Origin of the sequence: Cryobacterium sp. TMT2-15-1, from assembly GCF_004402345.1 — a bacterium.
Taxonomy (GTDB): Bacteria; Actinomycetota; Actinomycetes; order Actinomycetales; family Microbacteriaceae; genus Cryobacterium; species Cryobacterium sandaracinum.
This window is the reverse complement of record NZ_SOGD01000041.1, coordinates 48,949-73,159: the sequence shown is the minus strand read 5'-3', so window position 1 is coordinate 73,159 and position 24,211 is coordinate 48,949. Positions and strand designations below refer to the sequence as shown.

At 69.2% G+C, this 24,211-nt stretch carries 23 protein-coding genes and 1 pseudogene; 6 read left to right on the top strand and 18 right to left on the bottom strand.

Translation table 11 applies throughout. The features are described 5' to 3' along the window. The first annotated feature begins 137 nt into the window (after positions 1–137). On the top strand, positions 138–1,091 hold the full coding sequence (locus tag E3O62_RS11660; protein ID WP_134398598.1) for a hypothetical protein: 954 nt from the start codon (positions 138–140) through the stop codon (positions 1,089–1,091). 115 nt (positions 1,092–1,206) lie between these two features. Here E3O62_RS11660 and E3O62_RS11655 read toward each other — a convergent pair whose 3' ends face one another. The 13 genes and pseudogenes from E3O62_RS11655 to E3O62_RS11595 form a co-directional block, all read right to left on the bottom strand. Then, the gene (locus tag E3O62_RS11655; RefSeq protein ID WP_134398597.1) at positions 1,207–2,160 is read right to left on the bottom strand and encodes an SDR family NAD(P)-dependent oxidoreductase; all 954 of its coding nucleotides are present in this window, start codon (positions 2,158–2,160) and stop codon (positions 1,207–1,209) included. Positions 2,161–2,261: 101 nt separating this feature from the next. Next, positions 2,262–2,588, bottom strand: a pseudogene (locus tag E3O62_RS11650) (chorismate mutase); the annotation flags it as partial. 148 nt (positions 2,589–2,736) lie between these two features. Continuing rightward, complete coding sequence (locus E3O62_RS11645; RefSeq protein WP_134398624.1) at positions 2,737–3,711, bottom strand: DMT family transporter; 975 nt, start codon at positions 3,709–3,711, stop codon at positions 2,737–2,739. A gap of 167 nt (positions 3,712–3,878) precedes the next feature. Continuing rightward, positions 3,879–4,538 carry a GNAT family N-acetyltransferase gene (locus tag E3O62_RS11640; RefSeq protein ID WP_134395918.1) on the bottom strand — a complete coding sequence of 220 codons (660 nt, stop codon included), beginning with the start codon at positions 4,536–4,538 and terminating at the stop codon, positions 3,879–3,881. Positions 4,539–4,764: 226 nt separating this feature from the next. Next, entirely contained in the window at positions 4,765–6,051 is a 1,287-nt protein-coding gene (locus tag E3O62_RS11635; protein ID WP_134398596.1) for an adenylosuccinate synthase, read from the bottom strand. Beyond that, positions 6,052–6,546 carry a DUF3151 domain-containing protein gene (locus E3O62_RS11630; RefSeq protein ID WP_241973455.1) on the bottom strand — a complete coding sequence of 165 codons (495 nt, stop codon included), beginning with the start codon at positions 6,544–6,546 and terminating at the stop codon, positions 6,052–6,054. An 8-nt stretch (positions 6,547–6,554) separates the two neighbouring features. Then, the gene (locus E3O62_RS11625; RefSeq protein WP_134398595.1) at positions 6,555–7,148 is read right to left on the bottom strand and encodes a TetR/AcrR family transcriptional regulator; all 594 of its coding nucleotides are present in this window, start codon (positions 7,146–7,148) and stop codon (positions 6,555–6,557) included. A gap of 60 nt (positions 7,149–7,208) precedes the next feature. Then, a complete protein-coding gene (locus E3O62_RS11620; RefSeq protein WP_134398594.1) occupies positions 7,209–9,302 on the bottom strand; it encodes a YhgE/Pip family protein in 2,094 nt (697 codons plus the stop codon). After that, positions 9,303–10,013 carry an ATP-binding cassette domain-containing protein gene (locus tag E3O62_RS11615; RefSeq protein ID WP_134398593.1) on the bottom strand — a complete coding sequence of 237 codons (711 nt, stop codon included), beginning with the start codon at positions 10,011–10,013 and terminating at the stop codon, positions 9,303–9,305. A 142-nt stretch (positions 10,014–10,155) separates the two neighbouring features. Beyond that, a complete protein-coding gene (locus E3O62_RS11610) occupies positions 10,156–11,391 on the bottom strand; it encodes a hypothetical protein (protein ID WP_134398592.1) in 1,236 nt (411 codons plus the stop codon). A 112-nt stretch (positions 11,392–11,503) separates the two neighbouring features. Further along, positions 11,504–11,872 carry a DUF4440 domain-containing protein gene (locus E3O62_RS11605; RefSeq protein WP_134395911.1) on the bottom strand — a complete coding sequence of 123 codons (369 nt, stop codon included), beginning with the start codon at positions 11,870–11,872 and terminating at the stop codon, positions 11,504–11,506. 232 nt (positions 11,873–12,104) lie between these two features. Then, the gene (locus E3O62_RS11600; protein ID WP_370448921.1) at positions 12,105–12,797 is read right to left on the bottom strand and encodes an HNH endonuclease signature motif containing protein; all 693 of its coding nucleotides are present in this window, start codon (positions 12,795–12,797) and stop codon (positions 12,105–12,107) included. Positions 12,798–12,918: 121 nt separating this feature from the next. Continuing rightward, positions 12,919–13,548, bottom strand: a complete 630-nt coding sequence (locus E3O62_RS11595; protein ID WP_134393870.1) for an RNA methyltransferase — start codon at positions 13,546–13,548, stop codon at positions 12,919–12,921. A 115-nt stretch (positions 13,549–13,663) separates the two neighbouring features. Here E3O62_RS11595 and E3O62_RS11590 point away from each other — a divergent pair, with 115 nt between their 5' ends. The 4 genes from E3O62_RS11590 (at position 13,664) to E3O62_RS11575 (ending at position 17,372) form a co-directional block, all read left to right on the top strand. Then, a complete protein-coding gene (locus tag E3O62_RS11590; RefSeq protein ID WP_134393871.1) occupies positions 13,664–14,356 on the top strand; it encodes a DedA family protein in 693 nt (230 codons plus the stop codon). 261 nt (positions 14,357–14,617) lie between these two features. Next, on the top strand, positions 14,618–15,874 hold the full coding sequence (locus tag E3O62_RS11585; RefSeq protein WP_134393954.1) for an Nramp family divalent metal transporter: 1,257 nt from the start codon (positions 14,618–14,620) through the stop codon (positions 15,872–15,874). After that, positions 15,874–16,518 (top strand): metal-dependent transcriptional regulator, encoded by a 645-nt coding sequence (locus E3O62_RS11580; RefSeq protein ID WP_134398590.1) that lies wholly within the window; start codon positions 15,874–15,876, stop codon positions 16,516–16,518. The genes E3O62_RS11585 and E3O62_RS11580 overlap by 1 nt, the downstream gene beginning before the upstream one ends. 53 nt (positions 16,519–16,571) lie before the next feature. Continuing rightward, positions 16,572–17,372 carry an HAD-IIA family hydrolase gene (locus E3O62_RS11575; RefSeq protein WP_134393873.1) on the top strand — a complete coding sequence of 267 codons (801 nt, stop codon included), beginning with the start codon at positions 16,572–16,574 and terminating at the stop codon, positions 17,370–17,372. 59 nt (positions 17,373–17,431) lie between these two features. On the opposite strand, the gene E3O62_RS11570 is transcribed toward E3O62_RS11575, so the two are convergent. The 3 genes from E3O62_RS11570 to E3O62_RS17350 all read right to left on the bottom strand — a co-directional run bounded on the left by E3O62_RS11570 (position 17,432) and on the right by E3O62_RS17350 (position 20,245). After that, positions 17,432–19,156, bottom strand: a complete 1,725-nt coding sequence (locus E3O62_RS11570) for a hypothetical protein (protein ID WP_134398589.1) — start codon at positions 19,154–19,156, stop codon at positions 17,432–17,434. Positions 19,157–19,521: 365 nt separating this feature from the next. After that, positions 19,522–20,070 (bottom strand): orotate phosphoribosyltransferase, encoded by a 549-nt coding sequence (gene pyrE, locus E3O62_RS11565; RefSeq protein ID WP_104170664.1) that lies wholly within the window; start codon positions 20,068–20,070, stop codon positions 19,522–19,524. Between the two features lie 52 nt (positions 20,071–20,122). Further along, the gene (locus tag E3O62_RS17350; RefSeq protein WP_255408580.1) at positions 20,123–20,245 is read right to left on the bottom strand and encodes a hypothetical protein; all 123 of its coding nucleotides are present in this window, start codon (positions 20,243–20,245) and stop codon (positions 20,123–20,125) included. 137 nt (positions 20,246–20,382) lie between these two features. Here E3O62_RS17350 and E3O62_RS11560 point away from each other — a divergent pair, with 137 nt between their 5' ends. Continuing rightward, on the top strand, positions 20,383–21,306 hold the full coding sequence (locus tag E3O62_RS11560) for a LysR family transcriptional regulator (protein WP_134398588.1): 924 nt from the start codon (positions 20,383–20,385) through the stop codon (positions 21,304–21,306). On the opposite strand, the gene E3O62_RS11555 is transcribed toward E3O62_RS11560, so the two are convergent. Together E3O62_RS11555 and E3O62_RS11550 are read right to left on the bottom strand one after the other, a co-directional pair. Beyond that, positions 21,303–22,802 carry a CoA-acylating methylmalonate-semialdehyde dehydrogenase gene (locus tag E3O62_RS11555; protein ID WP_134398587.1) on the bottom strand — a complete coding sequence of 500 codons (1,500 nt, stop codon included), beginning with the start codon at positions 22,800–22,802 and terminating at the stop codon, positions 21,303–21,305. The two genes, E3O62_RS11560 and E3O62_RS11555, sit on opposite strands and share 4 nt — an antisense overlap. Positions 22,803–22,858: 56 nt before the next feature. Next, positions 22,859–24,193 (bottom strand): aspartate aminotransferase family protein, encoded by a 1,335-nt coding sequence (locus tag E3O62_RS11550; RefSeq protein WP_241973454.1) that lies wholly within the window; start codon positions 24,191–24,193, stop codon positions 22,859–22,861. Between the last annotated feature and the right edge of the window lie 18 nt (positions 24,194–24,211).

Sequence of the window (24,211 nt, the reverse complement as noted above, 5' to 3'; positions counted from 1 at the left end):
CGTTTCGCCCCTGCGTGCGACCAATCGGCCGCCATCGCCGGGATCAAAGTGGCACTTTCCGCGCACGCGCGAGCGTCTGCGGTCGGCGCCTGTGGATAGAGCACCGCGCGAATTGCAGCGGGTGGCATCATCGTGCGATGAGACCGCCTTCTGAGCTGCCGGCCGGGCTCGGTGATGGGCCGTTTTCCGTCGCCGACGCTCGACATCGGGGAGTCAATTCCGGGCGGCTGCGGCGCAGCGACCTCGCGCGGCCCTTCCACGGCGTGCGGGTGCCTGTGGGGCGCGGCCCGTCGCCGGCCCCCATCAGCGACGCGGACAGGTGGGCCCGGATCCGTGCAGCAGCGCGCACCCGGGCCTGTGACTACGCGGTGCGGATGCCGTCAGATCAGTTCTTCAGCCACGCGACGGCCGCGCTTCTCCACGGGCTACCTCTTCCTGCACGGCTCCTCGAGCGGTCAATCGTGGATGTCGGCACAAGCATTCGGACCCGGCGCCGCCGCGGCAAGGGCGTGCGCGGGCATCTGATTCCGCTGGACCGGGTGCGCGTGGTTTCGGTGGGACACCTTGCCGTCGCTTCAGCGGTCGACGCGTGGGTCCAGCTGTCGACGGTCCTCACCCTCGATGAGTTGATCATCATTGGCGACTCCCTCGTGCGCCGACAGCGGCCTCCGGCCACGATGGCGGAACTCCAGGTGGCCGTTGCACGGCACGCGGGCTTGCCCGGTGCCTGTCGCCTCCGCGAGGCCCTCGCCCTGGTCCGTCCGCGCACCGATTCGGCCAAGGAAACAGTGCTGCGCCTCCTCATCGTGCGGGCCGGCCTGCCTGAGCCGGAAGTGAACCTGACCCTCGTCAATCGATACGGCGCCTTCATGGCCCTGGGCGATCTCGCCTACCTGCGCTACAAGGTCCTGATCGAGTATGACGGCGGGCAGCACCGCGAAGACGAACGACAGTTTCACCGCGACATCGACCGGCTGGACGAACCCATGGAAGAAGGGTGGCGGGTCATCCGTGTCAACAAATCCCACTCTCCCCTTGCGATCATCGCCCGAATTCGCACCGCCCTTCTCGATCGCGGTTGGATCTCCTAAATCCCACCTCCCGCCCCATGCCTTCTCCAGGAGGTCGCGTGCGCGAGAAACGCCGCCATTCCCCATCGTATGGCGGCGTTTTGAGCGCACGCGGGGCCGTGCAGCGGGGCGACCGCTAGATCGAGAAGGGGGCGCCGAGGAGGAGCTCCGAGCGTGACCAGAGCGACTCTGCGACCGCGGGGTCGAGCGAGGTGCGCGTGGGCTCCTGCAGCGTCGGCAGGCCGCGCGTGAGGTAGCGAGGGCCGTAGTAGTCGCCGCCACGGGCATCCGGGTCGACGGCCGCACTCACCGTGGGCCAGGCGCCGGCGTCCTTGCCCTGCGCACCGAAGGACTGCAGGGTGTCGGCGAACCGGCTCGCACGCGACGGCTGATTGACCCCGCGGATGCCCGGCGTCAGACCCGAAATCGAGTAACCGGGGTGTGCGACGAGGCTTTGCACCCCGTCAGTGCCGCCGGCGCCGGCCGCCCGCAGCCGTCGATCGAGCTCGAAGCCGAACACCTGCATGGCGATCTTCGACTGCGCGTAAGCCTTCCACCGGTTGTAGCCGGACTCCAACTGCAGGTCGAGCAGCGGCGAGTCCAGCAGCCGTGAAATCATCGACCCGAGCGCGACGACCCGGCTGCCGGGCGTGCGCCGCAGAGCCGGCAGCACCCGCTCGGTGAGCGAGAAATGGCCGAGGTAATTGGTCGCGAAGACGAGTTCGTGCCCGTCGGGGCTCAGCTCGCGCCTGCGCGGCGGGTGCACGATGCCCGCGTTCAGGATCAACCCATCGATCCGCGGCAACTCCAGCAGCGCGTCCGCGGCACGGTGCACCTGGGTGAGGTCGCTCAGGTCCAGCGGTATCGCCGACACGGATGCCCCGGGCACCCGGGCGTGGATGGCCGCGACCGCGGCCTCCGTCTTCGCGAGATTGCGGCAGGCCAGCACGACGTGGGCGCCCGCGGCGGCGAGTTGCTCGGTGGTGAAGTAGCCGAGGCCGGCGTTGGCGCCGGTGACGACGAAGGTCTTGCCGAACTGGGCCGGAAGGGCGCGCGCCGCCCCGGCGAGCGCGTTGGTCTGAGAAGTCATGAGGTGGCCGGCGACGTGGTGGCGGAAGAAGCGGGGCTGGTGCCCACGACCGGCCGTGCGACATCTGTTCGTGCCCCCGCAGCTCGGGGCGCTGACCCGTTCGCGGACTCGGTGCCGGCGATCTTCTCGTGGTGGTGGATGACCTCGGCGATGATGAAGTTCAGGAACTTCTCGGCGAAGGCCGGGTCGAGCCGAGCCTCCTCGGCCAGTCCGCGCAGTCGCTGGATCTGTAACAGCTCCCGCTCGGGGTCGGCCGGGGGCAGGCCGTGCGTGGCCTTGAGCCGTCCGACCTGCTGGGTGAACTTGAACCGCTCCGCCAGCAAGTGGATCAGCGCGGCGTCGATGTTGTCGATGCTCTGACGGATGCTGCCCAGTTCGTCGATCGCTTCCTGCCCCGCGCCGGCGGGCAATTCCTCGTGTGCAGCCATGGTTCGACGATACCGTTTCGCGCGCGGTGACCGCACGATCGGCACTGCCCGCCGTCCCCGATGGAGGCCGAGGGCTCCTACCCGGACGCGGCCACCCGTTCCCAGCGCATTTCCGGCCGCTCCGATTCCGGCGCCATACCGGCCGCCGTCAACTCCGTGACCGCTGCAGCGGCGCGGACGACTCCGCCGACCCGGACGACCCTGACGACCGGGCCGCCCTCACCGGCCGCGCCGACCGCCGCTCCGACCCCGCCCGCCCAGGCAAGAGCAGCCGCCGCTGGGTCAGCAGGATGCCGAGCAGCACCAGCGCCGCCCCGGCCGGCTCGTGCCACGAGAAGGTCTCCGAGAGCACGAGCACCCCCAGCAGCACCCCGACGACGGGTGTGACATACGTCACCGTCGACGCGTTCGTCGGTCCCCAAGCGCGCAGCACGTTGATGTGCCAGATGTAGGCAACGCCAGTGCCGAGCGCGCCGAGAGTGAGCAGTCCGGCCACGATCGGCACGGTCAGTGCCACCGGATACGCCGCCACCACCGGGGTGGCCACAAGCATGATCGCCCCGGCGATGCCGATGTTCAAGAACGCGAAGGTCGCGGGGGCGATCGGCCGGCCACTCAGGAACCGGCGCGTGTAGCCGAACGTAAAACCGTAGCAGACCGCCGCGCCCAGGCAGGCCAGCTGGCCCCAGAGGTCGCCGGTCAGGGCCGCGTAGCGCCACGGCGCGATGATCACGACAACGCCGGCGATGCCCACGAGGATGCCTGCCACCTGCCCGCGCACGAGCCGCTCCACCCGGAACGCGAGCGTCGCCATCACCGCGGTCATGATCGGCGTCACGGCGTTGTAGATGCTGGCCAAACTCGACGACACGTACTGCTCCGCCCACGCGAACAAAAGGTGCGGCACGACGCATCCGGTGATCGCGATCACCAGGAAATGCAGCCAGACCACCTTCTCGCGCGGTAGCACCGGCCCATTGGCCACACGCGGACGGCTGACCAGCACGATCAGGCCGAGCGTGAATCCGCCGAGCACCAGCCGCGACCACGCCACCTGGCCGAACGTGACCCCCTCGAGGGCCACTTTCATGAACAGGAAACTGGATCCCCAGACCACACCCATGCCCATGAACTGCAGGGTGACCCGGATTCGTCCGGCGGCGGAAACGTCTCTCACCTGCCGACTGTACCGCGCCCCGCCGACACTCCGCACGGACGCGCTCGACCGCGGCCCGCAGCACGCGCCGGAACGCGCCGGACGACGCAAACGGGCATCCGGCGGCGTCGCCGTCAGGCCACGTCTCTCGTCTCGAGCGGCCGCACCCGGTACTGAACCGATCGCGCGCCGTACCCGTCGAGCCGCGCCCGCAGCCCGGCCCGCACCCGAGGCCACTCGTTGTCGAGGATCGAGTAGATCACGGTGTCCCGCCAGCTGCCGTCAGCCCGGCGCCGCTCCCGGCGGATAATCCCCTCATACGTGGCCCCGATGCCCGCGATGGCCGCGCAGGACCGCACGTTCATCACATCCGCCTGGATCTTCACCCGACCGAACCCGTGGTCGAAGGCCAGCCCGAGCAGCAGTAGCTTCGTCTCCGCGTTGACGGCGGTGCCCCAGACCCGCGGATCGTAGGCGGTCCAGCCCACATGGGCCGACTCGTGTTCCAGGTGCAGGTCGCCGAGCGTGGACATGCCCACGAGGTCACCGGCGTGCGGGCCGCCGGCCACGCGCACCGCGTAGGGGAGTCCCGCCCAGTGAACGTAGGCATCCGCCCAGTCGGTGAACTCGGCCGGGTCGGTGCGGAGCCCACCCGGGCCGCCGCCAAAACCGCCGTCGAAAACCATTGGATGCGCGATCGCGCCGTGCAGCTCGGGCAGCAGCGCGCGGGTGAGAGGTTCGAGCCGCACATAGTGGCCCACGATGGCGATGCTCTGAGGTCGTTCGGCAGTCATGCCGACACTGTGGCAGCGCCAGGTTGCCACCGAATGAACGGCAGCGGTCAGGTCGGCGTGAACGATTTCGACGGAGATTGAGCCGAGAACGGATGCCGCGGGCCGGTTTTCGCCCCCCAGCAGCACAATCTCCGTCGAATTCGTCCGGGCACCGGGCGGAGCCCTTCAGCACCGCCCGCAGCCCGCAGCTCGCAGCTCGCAGCTCGCAGCTCGCAGCCGCGCTACCTCAGTCGACGAGATCGTGGCGCGAGATGATCTCCTCGCGGCCGGGACCGACGCCGATCGCCGAGATGCGGGCGCCGCTCATCTTCTCGATCGCGAGCACGTAGGCCTGCGCGTTCCGCGGCAAGTCCTCGAAGGTGCGCGCGCCCGTGATGTCATCGGTCCAGCCGGGGAAGTGCTCGAAGATGGGCTTCGCGTGATGGAAGTCGGACTGCGACACGGGCACCTCGTCGAAGCGCACGCCGTCGACGCTGTACGCGACGCAGACGGGAATCGTGTCCAGGCCGGTCAGCACGTCGAGCTTGGTCAGCACGAAGTCGGTCACCCCGTTGATGCGGGCCGTGTAACGGGCGACGGGCGCGTCGTACCAGCCGCAGCGGCGCGGGCGCCCCGTGGTGGTGCCGAACTCGAAGCCGTTGGCGCGCAGGAACTCGCCCGACTCGTCGAACAATTCGGTCGGGAACGGGCCTGCGCCGACGCGGGTCGTGTACGCCTTGACGACGGCGATGATCCGGTCGATCCGGTTCGGGCCGATGCCCGAGCCGGTCACAGCGCCGCCGGAGGTCGCGTTCGAGGAGGTGACGAACGGGTAGGTGCCGTGGTCGACATCCAGCATCGTGGCCTGGCCGCCCTCGAAGAGCACGGTCTTTCCGGCGGTGAGGGCCTCGTGCAGCAGCAGGGCGGTGTCGGCGACCATCGGGCGCAGGCGCTCGGCGTAGCTGAGCAGGTCCTCGACAATTTCGTCGACCGTGATCGCGCGACGGTTGTAGACCTTGACCAGCAGGTGGTTCTTCTGGGCCAGGGCACCCTCGACCTTCTGGCGCAGAATGTTCTCGTCGAACAGGTCCTGCACGCGGATGCCGACGCGGTTGATCTTGTCGGCGTAGGTCGGGCCGATGCCACGGCCGGTGGTACCGATCTGGCGCTTGCCGAGGAAACGCTCGGTGACCTTGTCGACCGTGCGGTGGTACTGGGTGATGATGTGAGCGTTGGCGCTCACCTTGAGCCCGGACACGTCTACGCCGCGGGAGATCAGCGCGTCAAGTTCTTCGAAAAGCACCTCGATATCGACGACCACGCCGTTGGCGATGATCGGCGTGACACCGGAGGTGAGGATGCCCGACGGGAGCAGGTGCAGCGCGTACTTCTCGGTGCCGATGACCACGGTGTGGCCGGCGTTGTTTCCGCCGTTGAATTTGACCACGTAGTCAACCCGGCTGCCGAGGAGGTCGGTGGCCTTGCCCTTACCCTCGTCGCCCCACTGGGCTCCGATCAGAACGATCGCTGGCATTTAGTTTTCTCCTCGGATAAAGAACGCCTCGGTCGGCGGGGCCGGGTCGGTGGCCCGATAGCCGTCCGGCGTGATGGTTTCCTGATCAAGGCGGCTAATCACCGTGGGATCGGCGCCGTTCAGGAAGGTGGTGAGACGCTCGAACTCGTTCTGTTCATTGATCTCGCCCGCGGCCCGGCGCAGCGCGTAGAGCGCCCGCAGGACTCCGCGATTGGGTTCGTGGGTCCAGCGCACCGGGCCCTGGCCGTGCCAGCCTGCCTTGCGGAGCGCGTCGAGACCGCGGTGGTAGCCCACGCGCGCATAGGCATACGACTCCAGGGTTCGACCCTCGAGGTGCGTGGCGTCGGCCAGCACGGCCCACGCCAGGGAGGACGTCGGATGAGCCTCCACCACGCCGGAAATGCTGCCGCTTTCGGCTCGGCGGAGCGCCTCGATCACCTCCGGTTCCGCGGGAAGAAGGGTCTCGGGCTGTTCAATCAAATTGTCGCCGGTCACACTCGATCCTAACAAGGCCCGGACCGCTCCTCGCCGAACAGGCCGCCGGAGAGGGAACCGAGGATGGCCGCGGCGACCTCGTCCCGCGGCCGGTCCGGTTCGAAAACGAGCCATTCCAGGCCCGCCATCAGCACGGCGCCGAACACGCTCGATGCCATCAGGCCGCAGGTCGCGTCGGCACGGCTGCCCGGTTTCGCCTCCGCGATCGCGTCGGCGAACACGGCGAGGGCCTCGTGCCGCAGCGCAAAGAGCGTCTTCTGCCAGGTGCGGTCGGTGCGGAAGATCTCCGCCGCCATCAGCTTGGACAGTGCTGTGTTCGCCGCGATCCGGTCGAGCAGCGCGTGCACCAGCGCCTCGAGGGCCGCGCTGCCGTGCAGACCGGCCGACGATTGGCGGAGGGTCTCGGCGAGCGCGCCGACCCCCTCCTGCAGCAGTTCCTCGAACAGTTTGTCTTTGGAGCTGAAGTTGTAATACAGGCTGCCCTTGGCCACCCCGGCCCGCTCGGCGACCTCATCCATCGTGGTGCCGCTGATGCCCCTGGTCGCGGCCAGCTCCAGCGTGGCGTCGAGGATGGCGCGTTTCGTTCCGGTGGCGCGTGCCATTGGAGTTCCTTTCCACGGGCAGGTTCGGTGCCGGCAGGTTCGGTGCCGGCCGGGACCGCTCTAGATGGTCAGTTCGGGGTGCAGCCGGCCCACGGTCCAGATCCGCTGGCGGCCGGCGCTCCAGGCGCTGATCGCGATCGAGCCGACCAGCATGACGGCGAGAACGACTACCGAAACCCACAGTCTAGAGTCGATGCCGCCGGTGATCAGTTCGCGCAGCCCGGTCACGACGTACGACGCCGGCATGAACGGATGCAGCACCTGGAAGAACACAGGCGTGGTCTCCACCGGGTAGGTCCCGCCCGACGAGCTCAGCTGCAGCATGAGCAGCACGAGGCTGACCACCCGGCCCGCCGCGGTGCCGAGCAGGATAATGAACATTTGCTGCAGGGCCAGGAAGGCGAGCGTCGTCAGGTAGAGGAACGCGCTCATCCCGAGCCAGTGTTCGGGCTGCAGGCCGATCCCGTAGACCAGCACAAGCACCATGATCACGACCTGGGCGAGCCCGATGGCCATCGCCGGCAGGAAGCCGGTCATGGTCGATCGCAGGCCGGAGGCGGCGCTGGCGAGGGCCCGGGTGGGCAGCGCCCGCAGGATCAGCCAGGTGATCAGCCCGCCGACGAAGGTGGCCAGGGCCAGGAAGAAGGGTGCGAACCCCTCGCCGAAGCTACCGGAGGCGTTCTCCCACTTCTGCACGAGCGTGACCGGGCTGGCGATCACGGCCGTCTTCGCTGCGATCTGGTCGGCGGAGAGGTCCGGGGCGCTCTGCCCGCCCTCGGCGAGGGCGTCGGAGAGGGTGCCGCTGCCGGTGGCGAGTTCGGCGGCGCCGGTATTCAGGCTCGAACCGCCGGCGGCGAGCTCGCTGGTTCCACCGACCAGGGCCGCCGTGCCCGCCGCGAGTTCCGTGCTCCCCGCGGAGAGTGCGTGAGCACCGGAGGCCGCGGTTCCGGCCCCGTCCGCCAAGGACGCCGCGCCGGCCGCGAGCTGCCCGGCACCGGTGGCGACCTCGGCGGCGCCGGGTGCCCCGGCGGTCAGCCTGCCGGAGAGTTCCTGAGTCCCGGCGGAGAACTGGGCGCTGAGTCCGGCATAGGTCTGGGTCTGCGTGAGCGCCCCCTGAGCGCCCGTGTTCACGGTGGCGGCGCCGGCGCCGAGCTGCTCCACGGCCGGCAGGAACGCCGACACCGGGGTGCCTGCCGGTGCCGCCTGCATCTGCAGGAGCAGGTCCTTCAGTCCGGTCGACACCGAGGCGGTGCCGCCGGCGAGGGTAACGGTTCCGTCGGCGATCCGGTCGGCGCCGTCGGCGAGTCCCACCGACTTCTCGGACAGGGTCGCGGCCCCCGCGGCGGCGGCCTGCAGCCCCTCGGACACCTGCACGGTGCCGTCGGAGAGGGTCACCGAGGAGCTGGCGAGCGCCCGGGCGCCGTCGGACAGCGTGTCCAGTCCGGTCGCCAGGGTGCCGGCGCCGTCGGTGAGGCGCGCGACGCCGTCGTCGTCGAGGGTGAGCGCTCCCTCGGCAAGGGCATCGAGGCCGACCAGGAGGGAGCCGGTCCCGGCCGACGCTGTGGTGAGCCCGTCGAACAGCCGGCCGGCGCCATCCGCTGCCGAACGGATGCCGTCACCGGCCTCGTTAACCCCCACCAGGAGCGCATTGACGGTCTGGTCGCCGATCTCGGTGGCGACCGCGTCCCGCAGTTGAACCATGGCCTGCTTGCCCATGGTGGTGGCGAGGAAACTGTTGCTGTCGTTGTAGTCGACCTGCACGGTGGCCGAAAGCGGGGTGTCGGTGCCGGCGGAGACGGCGCTGGCCGAGAAGTCGCTCGGGATGGTGACCGAGAAGTAGTAGTCGCCGTCCCTGACGCCCGCGGCGGCATCCGTCCCGTTCGTCACGATCCAGCCGAGCTCGTGGCCGTCGACCAGCTCGTCAACCAGATCCTGGCCGGCGGTGACCGGTTCACCGTCCCGGCTGGCGCCGGTGTCTCCGTTGACCAGCGCCACGGGCAGGTGGTCGAGTTCGTGGTCGGGCGCCCAGAAGGCCCAGAGGTAGAGCGCCCCGTAGATGAGCGGGATGAACATGAGCACGACGAGGGCGATCTTGGGCATCTTGCCCTTGCCGAAGCGGTGCAGCTCGGTGCCGGAGGAGAGGAAGGCGAACATTCAGCGGGTCTCCTGATTCAGTGGAACGGACGGGGTCATCCCAGCCTTGATCATCATGACAACGGTCGGGTCGATGCCGAGCTCGGCCCACATCTCGGTTTCGGGCGCGGTCGCGGACGCGATCACGCTGGTTCCGGCGGCGGCGACACAGGCGAGGCGCTGCCAGAGGATGCGCCGGGACTCCGGTGCGTGCACCTGCTCGACCTGGTCGAAGAAGAGGATGCTCGGCTCGTTCATGACCGCGAGCGCGGCCCGCAGCAGCACGGTCTGCACCTCATTGAGGTCCCAGATCACGGTGTCGGCAGCCGGAATCGGCACTCCGCCGAACACGGGGGCGCAGACGCGGCGCACCTCGGTGTCGTCGACCGAGCGGATGAACGCCCACCAGGGAGAGATCCAGGCCGTGCGCTCACGGATTGCGGCGCCGACGGTGACCGATTCCTCGAGGGTGTCGATTTCGTGGAAGCCCGAGATGCCGGTGCGCTTCTGCACCCGGCGGGCCCGGCGGGGCAGCTCGTGGCCGAGCACCTCGAGGGTTCCCTCGCTCGGCTTCATGCGACCGGCCAGGGTCAGCATCAGGCTGGTCCGGCCGCTGCCGGTGGGGCCGCAGAGCACGGTGAGGCCGGTGCCGGCCTCAAAGCTCAGGGGCCCGTAAACCGAGCCCCGCTTGAATCGCAGGGCCAGGTCGTGCGCCCTTACTGTCGACTGCACGTCGATCCTCTCGTTTGTACTGACTAGTCAGTATAGAACGAGAGATCGACGTGCCGCGTGCCACGGCTCAGGCCTGCGCGCCCCGGGTGCCGCCCGGACGGCACCGTGGCCTTCGCCACAGCGAACGCCGTTCTGGCCGCGGCTAAGACTCCGGAGTACCGGATGCTGCGCGACGACGCGGGAATGTCACCGCGTCGCCGCGGCTGGGAAGCTTCGCGAGCTCGGCCTCCGCGGGGGTGGGAGCTTCGGCCGAGGCCGGGAGGGTCGACCAGCGCAGCAGAGCGGCGGCGCTCGTCTCCGCCGGAAGCTCTCCGGGAGACACCACCATCACCCGCGCATCCGTCAGCATCGCCGCACGGATCAGCGCGTCGGCGGCCGGCACCGATCCGAGCTCACTTGCGCCGAGGGCATCGGCCGAGGTGGCTGCCAGCCACGGCTCGCGGTCGAGGGCGATCAGAGTCGTCCCCGTCATCCGGTCCGGGGCCAGCATCAGCACATCGACCTGGCCCTGCTGCATGGCCCGCACTACGGCCGCGAAGTCGAGCTCGGAGAGGCCGCTGCCCTGTCCCGTCCCCAGCCGCTCGAGGGCGTCGTGCTCCTCCTGCGCGAGAATCGCCGCGAGGTGGCGATTGAGGTCACCTTCGAGTTCCTCCTGCGTGGCACCACCCGGGCGGGTGTTCGTGGGAACGACGTGCAGCACCGCGCGGCTTGCGGGAGAGAGCTGGTCGACGAGCAACTGGCGGGCACGCACGTCGCCGGTGAGCACGAGCAGCTCGGCCTTACTGTCCCGCACGACCTCGTCGATCGCGGCGGAGATCTGGCCCTCGTTGCGCTTCCACACCTCCTCGGTGTGGTGCTGATAGCGCCCGTTCGCGAGGAAGTCGTCTTCGGAACCCACCTTCGTGAGAAACTCCGTGTCGCCCTCCACCTTCACCTTGGAGACCGGGTGCGAGCGGCTGAGCCGGTAGAGGGTGACCTCGCCGCCGTCGCGCCCGGCCTCGGCCACCACGTAGCTGAGGTCCCGCGGGCGGTGGATCAGCAGGGGGATCAGAGCGGGCACCGGCCCGTAGGAGACCAGCAACTCGCCGAGCGGCTCCCCCGAGAGCACCTCGTTGAATTCGACCACGCCCTGCCGCACGAACATCAGCCGGCCCATCGGACCGCCCACGCCCGGCGGCTCCTCAATCAGCTCGATGATGGTGCTGATGTCGATCTCCGGGGCACCGGCGTCGGTCAGCGCCTCCCGCAGTGTGCGTTGGCGCAGGGAGGAGGTGCGCCGGGGGTTCTGCGCATCCTGGGTCACGTCAACGTAGGCACTCGACACCGAACCGGATCGACGGTACAGGTCCGCTAGTCCCTCATTACTGAAATCAGCCATGGCCGGAGTCCCTTCTGTGGCAGTTTGACAGCCACGGTATCCCCGGGCTCCGGCGTTCACAACCCTGCCGGGACGGCCCGCAACGGAGCGGAAAAACTGCCCCTCTCTGCCGTTACAGGGCGGTCTGCTGGTGCGTCGCGACGCACCAGCCGCCGTCAGCGAATACGTAGGTCGTGGCCGCGTTCGCCTCGATCACCTCGTCTCCGCGGTGGGCCAGGAGCCGGTAGACGAGCACCCCGGCGTGTTCGTTCTGACGCACCACGGCCGGCTCGCGCAGCTGGTAGCTCGTGATGGCGGGCATCTCCTTGAAGAAGGCGATCGCTTCGTCGCGGGTGACGATCCTGCCCGGCAGGATCAGCAGTCCGTCCGCGGTCATCGTTCGCCGGTAATAGTCTCCGCCGCGGCCGGCGAGAATCGCCTGCCACCCATCGTGCTCTTCGTGAAGGAGGCGGGCGGGCAGATCGTCAGTGATCGCAGTCATGACCCAACGCTAGCCCCTCAAAGCACCGACTGAGCCGCTGGGGTCGGGACTGAGTTCTGGATCTGCGGCCGGGCGAGCCGACCGTTAGTACGGCGCCGGGTCGGGCTCGGGATCGGGATCGGGCGTGCGCGGTTCCGGTGCGGGTCTCGGCACAGGCGACGCCGTGCGGATGACCGTGGCCGGCTCACTCACGAACGTGCGCCCGGTCGGCGACGTCCACTCAAGGGTGCCATCACCGATGGTGCAACACCTGCCACCCGGTCTCGCTCTTCAACGCATGACACGCCAGGCACAGGTGCGCGAGGTTGTCGTGCGCGGTCAGCCCGTCGAACTGCCAATCCAGGGAATGGTCCAGATCGCAATGCGCCGCCGACCGGTTGCAGCCGGGGAACCGGCAGGTCTTATCTCGCACCCGGAGGAACCGTTTCAGGTCTTCCGGCACCGTGTACCGGTCCCGGCCGACCGACAGCACCGCCCCCGTCTCCGGGTGCACCAGGATCCGGGTGAAACTCGGCGCCCCGGCCGCGAGCTGCCGGGCCGTGTCCGGGTCGATCGGACCATACCCCTCCAGGAACCCCGGCTCCTCACTCAACCCCATCAGAGTCAGCACCGGCACGGTCACCGTCACCGTCACCGCACCCCGGATGCCCGTGCCGAGGCCGGACGGGGTGACCCCGTCGAGGATGATGTCGGCGAACACATCCGCCGTGAGCTGCGTCAGGGTGCGTTCCTCCCCCGGCCCCTGCAGGCTCAACGCCGCGAGCATCACCGCCGCCGCGTTCGCCCGGGCCTGCCCGAAGCGGCGCCCCGCCTCGACCAGCTCCGCCCGCCGGGCGCAGGCGCCGGCGATAGCCCGTTCGGCCGCCGCGATCGCCTCGAAATACTCCCCGAGGGCCTCCTGCTCTTCGATGAATGAGGGCTTCATGACACACACGCTACGGGCACCCACCGACATTGCCCGCGGCATCCGCCCACCCACAGGCACCCTGTGGATGACCCGATCAGGCCGTGATTGTGGAGGGATCGGCGGGTGGTGAAATGCCCGCTCAGAACCGGTGCTGCAACACCCAGTTGTGCATGGTGACGGCCGCGGCGGCCGACGCGTTGAGCGAGCGGGTGGAGCCGAACTGGCTGATCTCGACGACGGCATCCGCTGCCTCGATCGCTTCGGGAGAGAGGCCGGGACCCTCCTGCCCGAACAGGAGCACGCAGCGCTCGGGGAAGCGGAAGGTTTCGATGATCACGCTGCCGGGCACGTTGTCGATGGCGATGATCGGCACGGTCTCGGCGGCGGCCCACTCGACGAAGGATGCGACATCCGGGTGGTGCAACACGTGCTGGTACCGGTCGGTGACCATGGCCCCGCGCTTGTTCCACCGCTTGCGCCCGATGATGTGCACCGTGTCGGCGGCGAACGCGTTGGCGCTGCGCACGATCGAGCCGATGTTCATGTCGTGCTGCCAGTTCTCGATGGCGACGTGAAACGGATGCCGCTTCTCGTCGAGGTCGGCGACGATCGCGGCCATGCTCCAGTAGCGGTAGCGGTCGATCACGTTGCGCGTGTCGCCTCGCTCGAGCAGCTCGCGGTCGTAGAACGACTCCTCGGGCCACTCTCCGGCCCAGGGTCCGACGCCGTGGGTGGACAGTTCGGGCGTGGGGTTCTGCGGTTCTTGCACCGGTCCACCGTATCCCGCCGGGCACCGCAGGGCGTGCCGGGCATGCCGTCGGGTACTCTGGCCTGCAGGGTTCGCGTTTCGCCGGCTCGCACCCCGCCCGGAAGGAACCAGCACCATGCATCCCACGCTCTTCGGTATCGACTTTCTCGACTCGGAGTGGCTGATCGGCTGGTTCGGGTCGTTCGTGCTGCTGGGCGTCGCCGGCGTCGTCTTCGTCGAGACCGGCTTCATCGTCTTGTCTTTCCTGCCCGGAGACTCGCTCCTCTTCACCGTGGGACTGCTCACCGCCACCGGGGATGTGCCGTTCCCGATCTGGGTGACCTGCCTGGTCATCTTCATCGCCGCGTTCTCCGGCGACCAGCTTGCCTATTACATCGGTCGCAAGGCCGGTCCCGCCGTCTTCGCCCGCGAACAGAACCGCCTGTTCAACCCAAAGAACGTGGAACGCACCAACGCGTTCTTCGCCAAGCACGGCGGCAAGGCCGTCATCATCGCCCGCTTCCTGCCTGTGTTCCGTGCGTTCGTGCCGGTCGCCGCCGGCGTCGGCCGGATGAAATACCGCACCTTCGTGCTCTTCAACCTGGTCGGTGCCTTCGCCTGGGGTGTCGGCCTCACCCTCGTCGGATTTCTGCTGGGCCAGATCGAGTTCGTGGCGAAGTACTCCGAATTCTTCATCATCGGCATCGTGCTGCTCTCGGGCGTGCCGATCCTGTCCGAGCTCTACAAGGCCGGCCGCGAGACGATGCGCACCCGCGGCACGAGTGCCGTGCCCATTACCACGATCCCCGAGGACCTGCGCGAGGAGTAGCGTCAGTTCAGCTTCAGCGAGGCCAGGTGGGCGATCCGGTTCCACAGGGGTGCGTTTCCGGCCCTCGTCGAGGTAGCCGCTGAGGATGGCCCGCCGCACGTAGGCCTCGGCCCCACCGACCATGAACCCGTTTCCTCACTCTGCTTGCGTACTCAAACGCACGACCGCGCCGAAACGTTGCTTTGCCCAGCCGCCCAAACAGACGCTGATCTTTCGGCGCACCTAAATCTGCCCTATCCTTCCGGTGTGGCGAAAAACAACATGCGCACGGATGCGAGGAAGCCGGTCCCGGAGATCGCCACCGTGGCATCCTCTCACCTGCTCTGGTTGCTCGGCCCTGCCCTCGTCGCGGGCGTGGCCTACCTCGACCCCGGCAACGTCGCCAGCAACATGACGGCCGGCGCCCGCTACGGCTACCTGCTGGTCTGGGTGGTCGTGGCCGGCAACGTGATGGCCTGGCTGATCCAGTACCTCTCGGCCAAGCTCGGCATCGTGACCGGCACGAGTCTGCCGGAAATCCTCGGGCGACGCATTCGGCGCCCGCTCACCCGCCGCCTCTACTGGGTGCAGGCGGAACTGGTGGCCATGGCCACCGACCTGGCCGAGATCATCGGCGGCGCGGTCGCCCTGAACCTACTCTTCGGCCTCCCCCTGCTCGCCGGCGGCGTGATCACCGGGGTCATCTCGATGATCGTGCTCACGGTGCAGACCCGCCGCGGCCCGCGCACCTTCGAACGCGTCATCGTGGCACTGCTGCTCATCATCACCGTGGGCTTCGCGGCCGGGGTGTTCTTCGCTCCGCCGGATGCCGGCAGTGTCGTCGCCGGCCTCGTGCCGCGGTTCGAGGGCGCGAATTCGGTGCTCCTGGCCGCGTCCATCCTCGGCGCGACGATCATGCCGCACGCCATCTACGCCCACTCCGCGCTCACCCGGGACCGATTCCCCGTCGTGGCGGGCGGCCCGGCAACGCGACGCCTGCTCTGGGCCACCAAATGGGACGTCACCATCGCGATGGCCATCGCCGGCACGGTGAACCTGTCGATCCTGCTGCTTGCGGCATCCGCTCTGCAGGGCGTCGCCGGGACCGATACGCTCGAGGGCGCCCACGCCGCCCTCGAGGCAACCCTCGGGCCCGTGATTGCGACGGTGTTCGCGGTCGGGCTGCTCGCCTCCGGGCTGGCGTCCACCTCGGTCGGAGCGTACGCGGGCGCGGAGATCATGCACGGCCTGCTGCACGTGCGCGTGCCGCTGCTGGCGCGCCGCGTGGTCACCCTCATTCCCGCGCTGCTGATCCTGGGCGTGGGTTTCGACCCGACCGAGGCCCTGGTGCTCAGCCAGGTCGTCCTGTCGTTTGGCATCCCGTTCGCGCTGATCCCCCTGGTCTGGCTCACCATGCAGCGCGGAGTGCTCGGCGAACACGCCAACCGCTGGTACACGACGGTCGCCGGGGCCGTCTGCGCCCTGCTTCTGGTGGCCCTGAACGTGGTGCTGCTCGTGCTCGTGTTCACCGGGGCGTGATGAAACACCCCACACCCGCGGCCGAGGACTACCTCAAGACCATCTACGCGCACACCGAATGGCAGCCGAGTCCGATCACGCCTTCGGTGCTGGCCGCGCGGCTGGGGGTGGCGCCGTCGTCGGTCACCGAGATGGTGAAGAAGCTCGCCGCCGGAGGCCTGATCGAGCACGTCCCCTACGGGCCGCTCACCCTGAGCCGGACCGGTTTCCTGCGGGCAACCGCGGTGGTGCGCCGGCACCGGTTGATCGAGACCTGGCTCGTGCGGGAGATGGGCTACGACTGGCACGAGGTGCACGACGAGGCGGAAGTGCTCGAGCATTCGATCTCGGACCGGCTGCTGGCGGCGATCGACGACCGGCTCGGGAATCCGTCGGCCGACCCGCACGGGGACCCGATCCCGGCCGAAGACGGCAGCCTGACCCGGCCGGACGCCATCCTGCTGGCCGAGGCCGCACCCGGCCACGTCGGGGAGGTCGTGCGCATCAGCGACCGCGACCCGGACATCCTGCGCGACCTTGCCGTGCACCGGGTCGGCCCGGGAACCCGGCTCACCGTTCTCGAACCCGGCGTGGTGCGGCTACCTGGCGGCGGAATCCGTCGGCTGTCGTCTGCGGCGGCCCGGTCGATCTGGCTCACCTCGTAACCGTCCGGAAACCTCGCGCCGCTAGGCTTGTTCCCGAACCGAGGGAGCACCCAATGACACGCCGCGAAGACATCGAATGCTGGCTCACCGATATGGATGGCGTGCTCGTGCATGAAAACAGTCCGTTGCCGGGAGCGGCGCAGCTGCTGCAGCAGTGGAGCGACGCCGGCACGCCGTTCCTGGTGCTCACGAACAACTCGATCTTCACCCCCCGGGACCTCAGTGCCCGCCTGCGCGCCTCGGGCCTGAACGTGCCCGAAGACCGCATCTGGACCTCCGCGCTGGCGACGGCCGACTTCCTCCGCTCCCAGGCACCCGGCGGCACCGCCTTCGTGATCGGTGAGGTCGGGCTCACGACCGCCCTGCACGAGGCGGGCTTCATCATGACCGAGACGAACCCGGACTACGTGGTGGTGGGCGAAACCCGCAACTACTCGTTCGAGGCCATCACCAAGGCGATCCGACTGCTCTTGAACGGTGCCCGCTTCATTTCGACGAACCCGGATGCGACCGGCCCCAGTTCGGACGGCCCCCTGCCCGCCACGGGTGCGATCTCGGCCCTGATCACCAAGGCCACCGGCATGGAGCCCTATGTGGTGGGCAAGCCGAACCCGATGATGTTCCGCTCGGCGATGAACAAGATCGGCGCGCACTCGGAGAACACGGCCATGATCGGTGATCGGATGGACACCGACATCATCGCCGGGATCGAGGCCGGGCTGCACACCATTCTCGTGATGACCGGCATCAGTGACGACGCTGAGGTGCACCGCTACCCGTTCCGCCCGGACGAGATCCTCTCCGGCGTGCACGAGCTGGTCTCCAAGGAGCCCGTGGAGTCCGACGCGATCTAGGTTCGGTCGCTCCCGTCGCAGCCGGGCGGCAGACGTCGGTGACGGATGCTCCGGAGCGGTTATGCGGCGGGTCCCGGTCCGGGGCCCGCGATGCTCGCGTTCATCGGCTCGCCGGAGGCCCGGCTCACGAAGCAGTAGTAGGAGCGGCCGCCATCGGACCACTGTTCCTCGGTGATCGGGTAACTACCCTGCACCTGCACGTCGTCGTAGGCCGAGGCCGCGGCCAGGTCGATGACGCCGTTCGCGCTGCAGAGCAGGTTGATCTGCCCGGCCAGCTCGGCCTCGCCAGGGAAGGCTGTGGCGGCATCCCCGGCAAACACACCGCGGTACACGAGCTGAGCTGCATGCGGGGTGGCGCAGTCGGCGACCGTGAACTCCTCTTCCCAGGGTGTCACGTACGGCTGCAGACATTCGCCGCCGAATAGGGTGTCCCACTGGTGCACGCCGACCGGCTGCGGGCCGGTGGCCTCGGGCGGCGCCGACGGTGCCGCACTCGGGGTGGCGCTCGGGGCAGGTGTGGCGCTGGACGTGGCCACCGCAACGGGGGCAGGGTCGCCGCCGGCCAGGCTCTGCCCGAGGAAGAACAGTGCCGCCAGCGCGAGCACGAGCACCAGGCCGCCGACGCTCCAGATCAGAAGCCGGGGTCTGCCGGGGCGGCTGCCTCCGGGCGGGCGACCGGCCGAGGCAGGCCGCGCGGCACCGGCACCGGACAGCGCCGCGTCCACGGCGGAACGCCGGCCGTTCGCTCCGACCGGAGTGGCCACGCCCGACGAGGAGTTCGTGCCCGACGAGGGGCGCGGGGATACCGCGCCGAACGGACTCGTCGGGCCCGACGCGGGCCGCGGAGTGGTGGCAGCAGTACTCGCACCGGCGTGGGTACCGGCCCCCGCCCCGGCTGGTGCGGGTTCGGGGGAAGCAGTGGCGGCGGACACGGGCGCGCCGGACAGGTGGGCCGGCGGTGCGGTGGGCGCGGCGCGGGCCGCAGCCGAGGCCTGCGCCGCCGTCTCGGCCAGCCGTGTGCCTGCACGGGCGTCCGGTGCTCGGACGGCTGTCTTCGGCGCCGGGATGGCTGCCGCGGCTAACGGGGCACCCGAGGCGGCAACAACGGCCGCGGCTCCCGCCGCAACTCGTGCCTCGGCTCCAGCGATCCCGGCGGCGTCGCGGGCCTGGCCCGCGAGCGGGGCCGGAACCGACAGCGACGCGGCCAGTCGTGCGCGAAGACGGCCGCGGGCGGAGACCGGAGCCGGCAGCGCGGCCGGCTCGGGGTCGGGAGCAGGCGGCGTGCGCCCGGCCAGCAGATCGGCGGCCGCAATCTCCTCGGCGGTCAGCTCGAGCGGTGACTGCGTGACGGTGGTCCACCACGGCGCCGGTGCGAGATCGGCTTTCTCCGAACGGATGCCGCCGCTCCGGTCAGACTCGTCCGGCCCGGTCCCGCCGGGCACCGGCAGGGGCGCGGGAGCCTCGACGGGTGCCAGAGGTGCCGGTGCCGACGCGTCGGGCGCCCACGGGGTGGGCCGCAAAGCTGAGGCCGAGCGTGTTTCGGCGGGCGTCAGTTCCGAGGCCGAGTCAGCCGTGAGCGCGGCGGACGAAGCGGCCGACCTGACAGCGGCCGAGGGCGCGAACGCGGCCGGCTGGAGCTCGGAAAACGCGGCCGCAGACGAGGACGCGGCCGCAGTCGACTCGGCAGACGAAGCAGCACCGGAAGCAGCGGCACCGACTGCGGAAGCAGCACGCGCCGGGTTTGCGGGCGTCAGGACGAACAGGGCCGCGGTCGTGATCGGCACGGTTCCTGTCACATTGGCCGGCCCCGCAGACGAAGGCGTCGCTCCAGCCGAAGGCGTCGCTCCCGACGAAGGCACAGGAGCGGCCGGAGGCGCCGGAGCAGGACCAGCCGCAGCAGCGGCGGCCCGAGCCGCGGCACCCTTGGCGAGCCGAGGGTCAGGCTGGGAGGTCGGCTTGAGCCCCCAGAGGAAGACGCCGGTATGGGTCGACGGCTCGGCGGGTGCCGGTGGAACAATGCGGGAGGTTCTCGGCCACCGCGGCGACTGGCGGGGCGAATATTCATCCGGCAGGGCCGGGCGCGCACCGTCACCGAGCTGAGATGCCAGCCACTTCATTCCGTCCTCGCCGGGCACCTCGTCTGCGGGCACTAGTTCAGCCCCAGGTCCTCAAGGCCGATCGCGGCGTAGTAGGGGTAGCCCGCGGCTTCGATCACTTCGCGCGCGCCGGTGTTTCGGTCGACCACGACGGCTACGCCGGCGATGATCGCACCGACCTTGAGGAGCGCGTCGATCGCCGCCAGGGGCGAACCGCCCGTGGTGGACGTGTCCTCGAGCACGACGACGCGCTTGCCGGCGAGATCAGGTCCCTCGACCTGCTTGCCCCGGCCGTGGTCCTTGGGCTCCTTACGCACGACGAAGGCGTCATACGCGGCCCCGCGGGCCACGCCCTGGTGCAGGATGGCCGCCGCCACCGGGTCGGCGCCCATGGTCATGCCGCCGACCGCGGTGACATCCGGGATGTGCGCGATCAGGTCGAGCATGACCTGGCCGATCAGTGGAGCGACGCGGTGGTCGAGGCTGACCTTGCGCAGGTCGACGTAATACGTCGCCTTCTTGCCGCTGGTCAGGGTGAAGTCCCCGTGAAAAACGGCCTCGGCTGAGATGTGGGCGATGAGCTGCTGGCGTGTGTCCGTCACAGGACCAACTTTAGGCCATCGGCCGGTCGGTGAACCTGAAGCAGGCGTTGCTCTAGAAGATACGAACGAGCTTGCGCTCGGGAACGCGGCGGAATCCGTCCTTGTGCACGTCGACGACGACGGCAACGACGGAGGAGATGACGATGAGAACGAGAACGGCGAGAAGAACAAACACGGTCGTACCTTTCGGGAAATGGGGTTGAGTGTCGGGGAGACGGAGGCACCATTGCACGAGTTCGACGTAGATAGTCCATCATCTTTAACCTTGCAGCACAATCGCATAGTTCTGCACGGAGTGTGTAGCGTTACTACATGGATGTCCAACGACTCGAACTTCTCCGCGAACTGGCCGAACGCCACAGCATCACTGAGGTTGCCCGCGCCACGCACCGTACGCCATCCGCTGTCTCGCAGCAGCTGAAAGTGCTCGAACGCGAGGCCGGCCTGCCGCTCACCGAGCGCAGCGGTCGCGGCCTCATTCTGACGGATGCCGGCCGCGCCCTGGCCCGCAGCGCAACGGATGTCGCGGTCGCCCTCGCCCGCGCCCGAGCGGTCTGGGACGAGTTCCGCAACGACGCCACCGGCGAGGTGAGCCTGGTCACGTTTCCGACCGCGGGCGAGATGCTGCTGCCGGGCGCGGTGAAGGCCATCGCCGCCGTGCCCGGACTCGTCGTCAACTGCACCGATAAGGACCCGGAACTGAGCGACTTCCCCGCGCTCACGGCGGAGTACGACATCGTGCTCGCCTACAGCCTGCGCGGCCAGCTCCCCTGGGGCGGTCGGGGCCTGACGGTGGTCCCGCTGATGACCGAGCCGCTCGACGTCGGGGTGCCGGCCGACCACCGGCTGGCCTCCCGGTCGTGGATCACTCCGGCGGACGTCATCGGCGAGACCTGGATCGGCGCGCCGACCGGCTACCCGTTCGAGCGCATCCTGCACCAGATCGAGCAGAAGGCCGGCAGCCAGATCACTGTCGCCCAGCAGTTCGCCGACCTGCGAGTGATCGAGGCGTTCGTCGTGGCAGGCCTCGGCATCGCCCTGGTGCCCCGGTACACCTGGGGCGGCGACCAGCCGGGCCGGCTCGTGCTCAAGCCGCTGCGCGGGGTGGACGCCGAACGCCAGATCGTGGCGCTGATGCGCCCCGACCGGGCCGAGCGCCTCGCCGTGCGCACCGTTTTGGAGGTGCTCCGCACCGAGGCCGCCCGCGTGCAGGCCAAGCACTCCCTCATCCCCTAGGCGTTCTGTGGGAAGCCCAGGTTGATGCCGCCGTGGCTCGGGTCCAGCCACCGGCTCGTGATGGCCTTCTCCCGGGTGTAGAAGGCGATCCCGGCCGGGCCGTAGGCCTTGGCATCGCCGAACAGGGAGTCCTTCCAGCCGCCGAACGAGTGGTAGGCCACGGGCACCGGGATCGGCACGTTGATGCCGACCATGCCGACCTGCACCTCGTTCTGGAACCGTCTGGCCGCACCGCCGTCGTTGGTGAAGATGGCCGTGCCGTTGCCGTAGCGGCTGCGGTTGATCAGGTCGAGCCCCTCGGCGTAGCTGGCGACCCGCACGATGGAGAGCACCGGGCCGAAGATCTCGTCGAGGTAGACGTCCGAGTCCGTGCTGACCCTGTCGAAGAGGGTCGGGCCGAGCCAGAATCCGCTCGCGTCACCGTCCACCTCGATGCCGCGGCCGTCCACGACGACCTCGGCTCCGTCGGTCTGGGCTTGGTCGATGTAGGAGGCCACCTTGTCGCGGTGTACCTTCGTGATCAGAGGTCCCATGTCGCATCCGCGCATGCCGTCGCCCACCTTGAGGCCCCTCAGCCGTGCGGTGATCTTCGCGACCAGGTCGTCAGCGACCGGTTCCACGGCCACCACCACGCTGATTGCCATGCAGCGCTCACCGGCCGAGCCGAAGCCGGCGTTGACCGCGGCATCCGCGGCCAGGTCCAGGTCCGCGTCGGGCAGCACGAGCATGTGGTTCTTCGCGCCGCCGAGGGCCTGCACGCGCTTGCCGTGGTGGGCGGCCGTCTCGTAGATGTACTGCGCGATCGGCGTGGAGCCGACGAACGAGATCGCCTGCACGTCGGGGTGCACGAGCAGGGCGTCGACGGCTTCCTTGTCGCCGTGCAGGACGTTGAGCACACCGGCGGGCAGGCCGGCCTCGGTCATCAGGGCAGCCATCCAGTTCGACGCGGACGGGTCTTTCTCGCTCGGCTTGAGCACGACCGTGTTGCCGGCGGCGATGGCGATCGGGAAGAACCAGAGGGGCACCATGGCGGGGAAGTTGAACGGGCTGATGATGCCCACCACGCCGAGCGGCTGGCGCAGCGTGTAGACGTCGACGCCCGTGGACACGTTCTCGGAGTACTCGCCCTTGCTCAGGTGCGGCATGCCGAGCGCGAACTCGACGACCTCGAGGCCGCGCGCGATCTCGCCGAGCGCATCCGAGGTGACCTTGCCGTGTTCGGCGGTGAGGATGTCGGCCAGCTCGCCTTTGCGCGCGTTCAGCAGCTCGCGGAAGTTGAACATCACGCCCTGGCGCTTGGCTTGGGATGTGTCGCGCCAGAGCGGATAGGCGGCGTGGGCGGAGGCGACGGCGGTGTCGACGTCGGTGGCACTGGCCAGGATCACGTTCTTCGCGACGGCGCCGAGGGCGGGGTTGAAGACGGGCGCGGTGCGGGTCGAGGCTCCCCGGAGGGGAGCCCCGTCGACCCAGTGGGTGATGAGGGGCAGTTCGGTCATGGGCGTTCGTCTCTCTTCATTCTCTTCATCGAGTCGGGGTGAGGGTGAGCGGGGCGTCAGCCGAGCAGGTCGAGGCTGAGGACCTCGTCATAGATAGTGAGCGCCTCGGCGACCTCGGCGTCGGTGACGACGCAGGGCGGCACCACGTGGATGCGGTTCTCGGCCAGGAACGGCAGCAGGTTGCGGGCCAGCAGCTCCGATTTGATCCGGCCCATCACGGCGCCGCTGAGCGGCTGGCGGGTCTCCCGGTCGGAGACGAGTTCCATCGCCCAGAACACGCCGACCCCGCGCACCTCTCCGATGATCGGGTGCTTGGCCGCCAGTTCGGCGAGCCCGGGCGCGAGCACGTCGCGCCCGATTCGGGCGGCGTTCTCCACGATGCCCTCGTTCTTCATGGCATCCAGGGCCGCCACGATCGACGCCATCGCCAGCGGATGTCCGCTATAGGTGAGTCCGCCGGGATAGACCGTGGTGTCGAAGTCGTGGGCGATGGGGTCGGAGATGATCACACCGCCGGTGGGCACATAACCGGAGTTGACGCCCTTCGCGAAAGCGATCAGGTCCGGCACCACGTCGAAGCCGTCGAACGCGAACCAGTTGCCGGTGCGGCCGAAGCCGGCCATCACCTCGTCGAGGATCAGCATGATGCCGTACCGGTCGCAGAGGGCCCGCACGCCGGCGAGGTAGCCGGGCGGCGGCACGAGCACGCCGGCGGTGCCGGGGATGGATTCCAGCAGCACGGCCGCGATGCCGGCGGGTCCCTCACTCTGGATCACGTGCTCGAGGTGGCGCAGGGCCCGCTCCGACTCCTGCTCGGGGCTGGTCGCCCAGAACTCGCTGCGGTAGAGGTAGGGGCCGAAGAAGTGCACGTGCCCGCGGGCGAACTCATTCGGGATGCGGCGCCAGTCGCCGGTCGCGACGATGGCCGCGCCCGTGTTGCCGTGGTACGAGCGGTAGGTGGAGAGCACCGTGTCGCGGCCCGTGTGCAGGCGCGCCATGCGGATCGCGTTCTCGATCGCATCCGCCCCGCCGTTGGTGAAGAAGACCTTGTTGAAGCCCTCCGGCGCCCGTTCGACGACGCGCTGAGCGGCCTCGCCGCGGGACAGGGTCGCCGTGGAGGGCGCCACCGTGGCGAGCCGACCGGCCTGCTCGATGATGGCCGCGGTGACGGCCGGATGCTGGTGGCCGATGTTCACGTTGACGAGCTGGCTGGAGAAGTCCAGATAGCTGCGCCCGTCATAATCCCAGACCCGGGAGCCCTGCCCGCCGGCGATCACCAGCGGTTTGAGGGCCCCCTGGGCCGACCAGGAGTGGAAGACGTGCGCCCGGTCAAGGTCGTAGGCGAGCTCGTTGCGGCTGGCCGTGGCGCTCGGGGAAGTGATGTCATTCACGAATATCGGGTTCTTTCT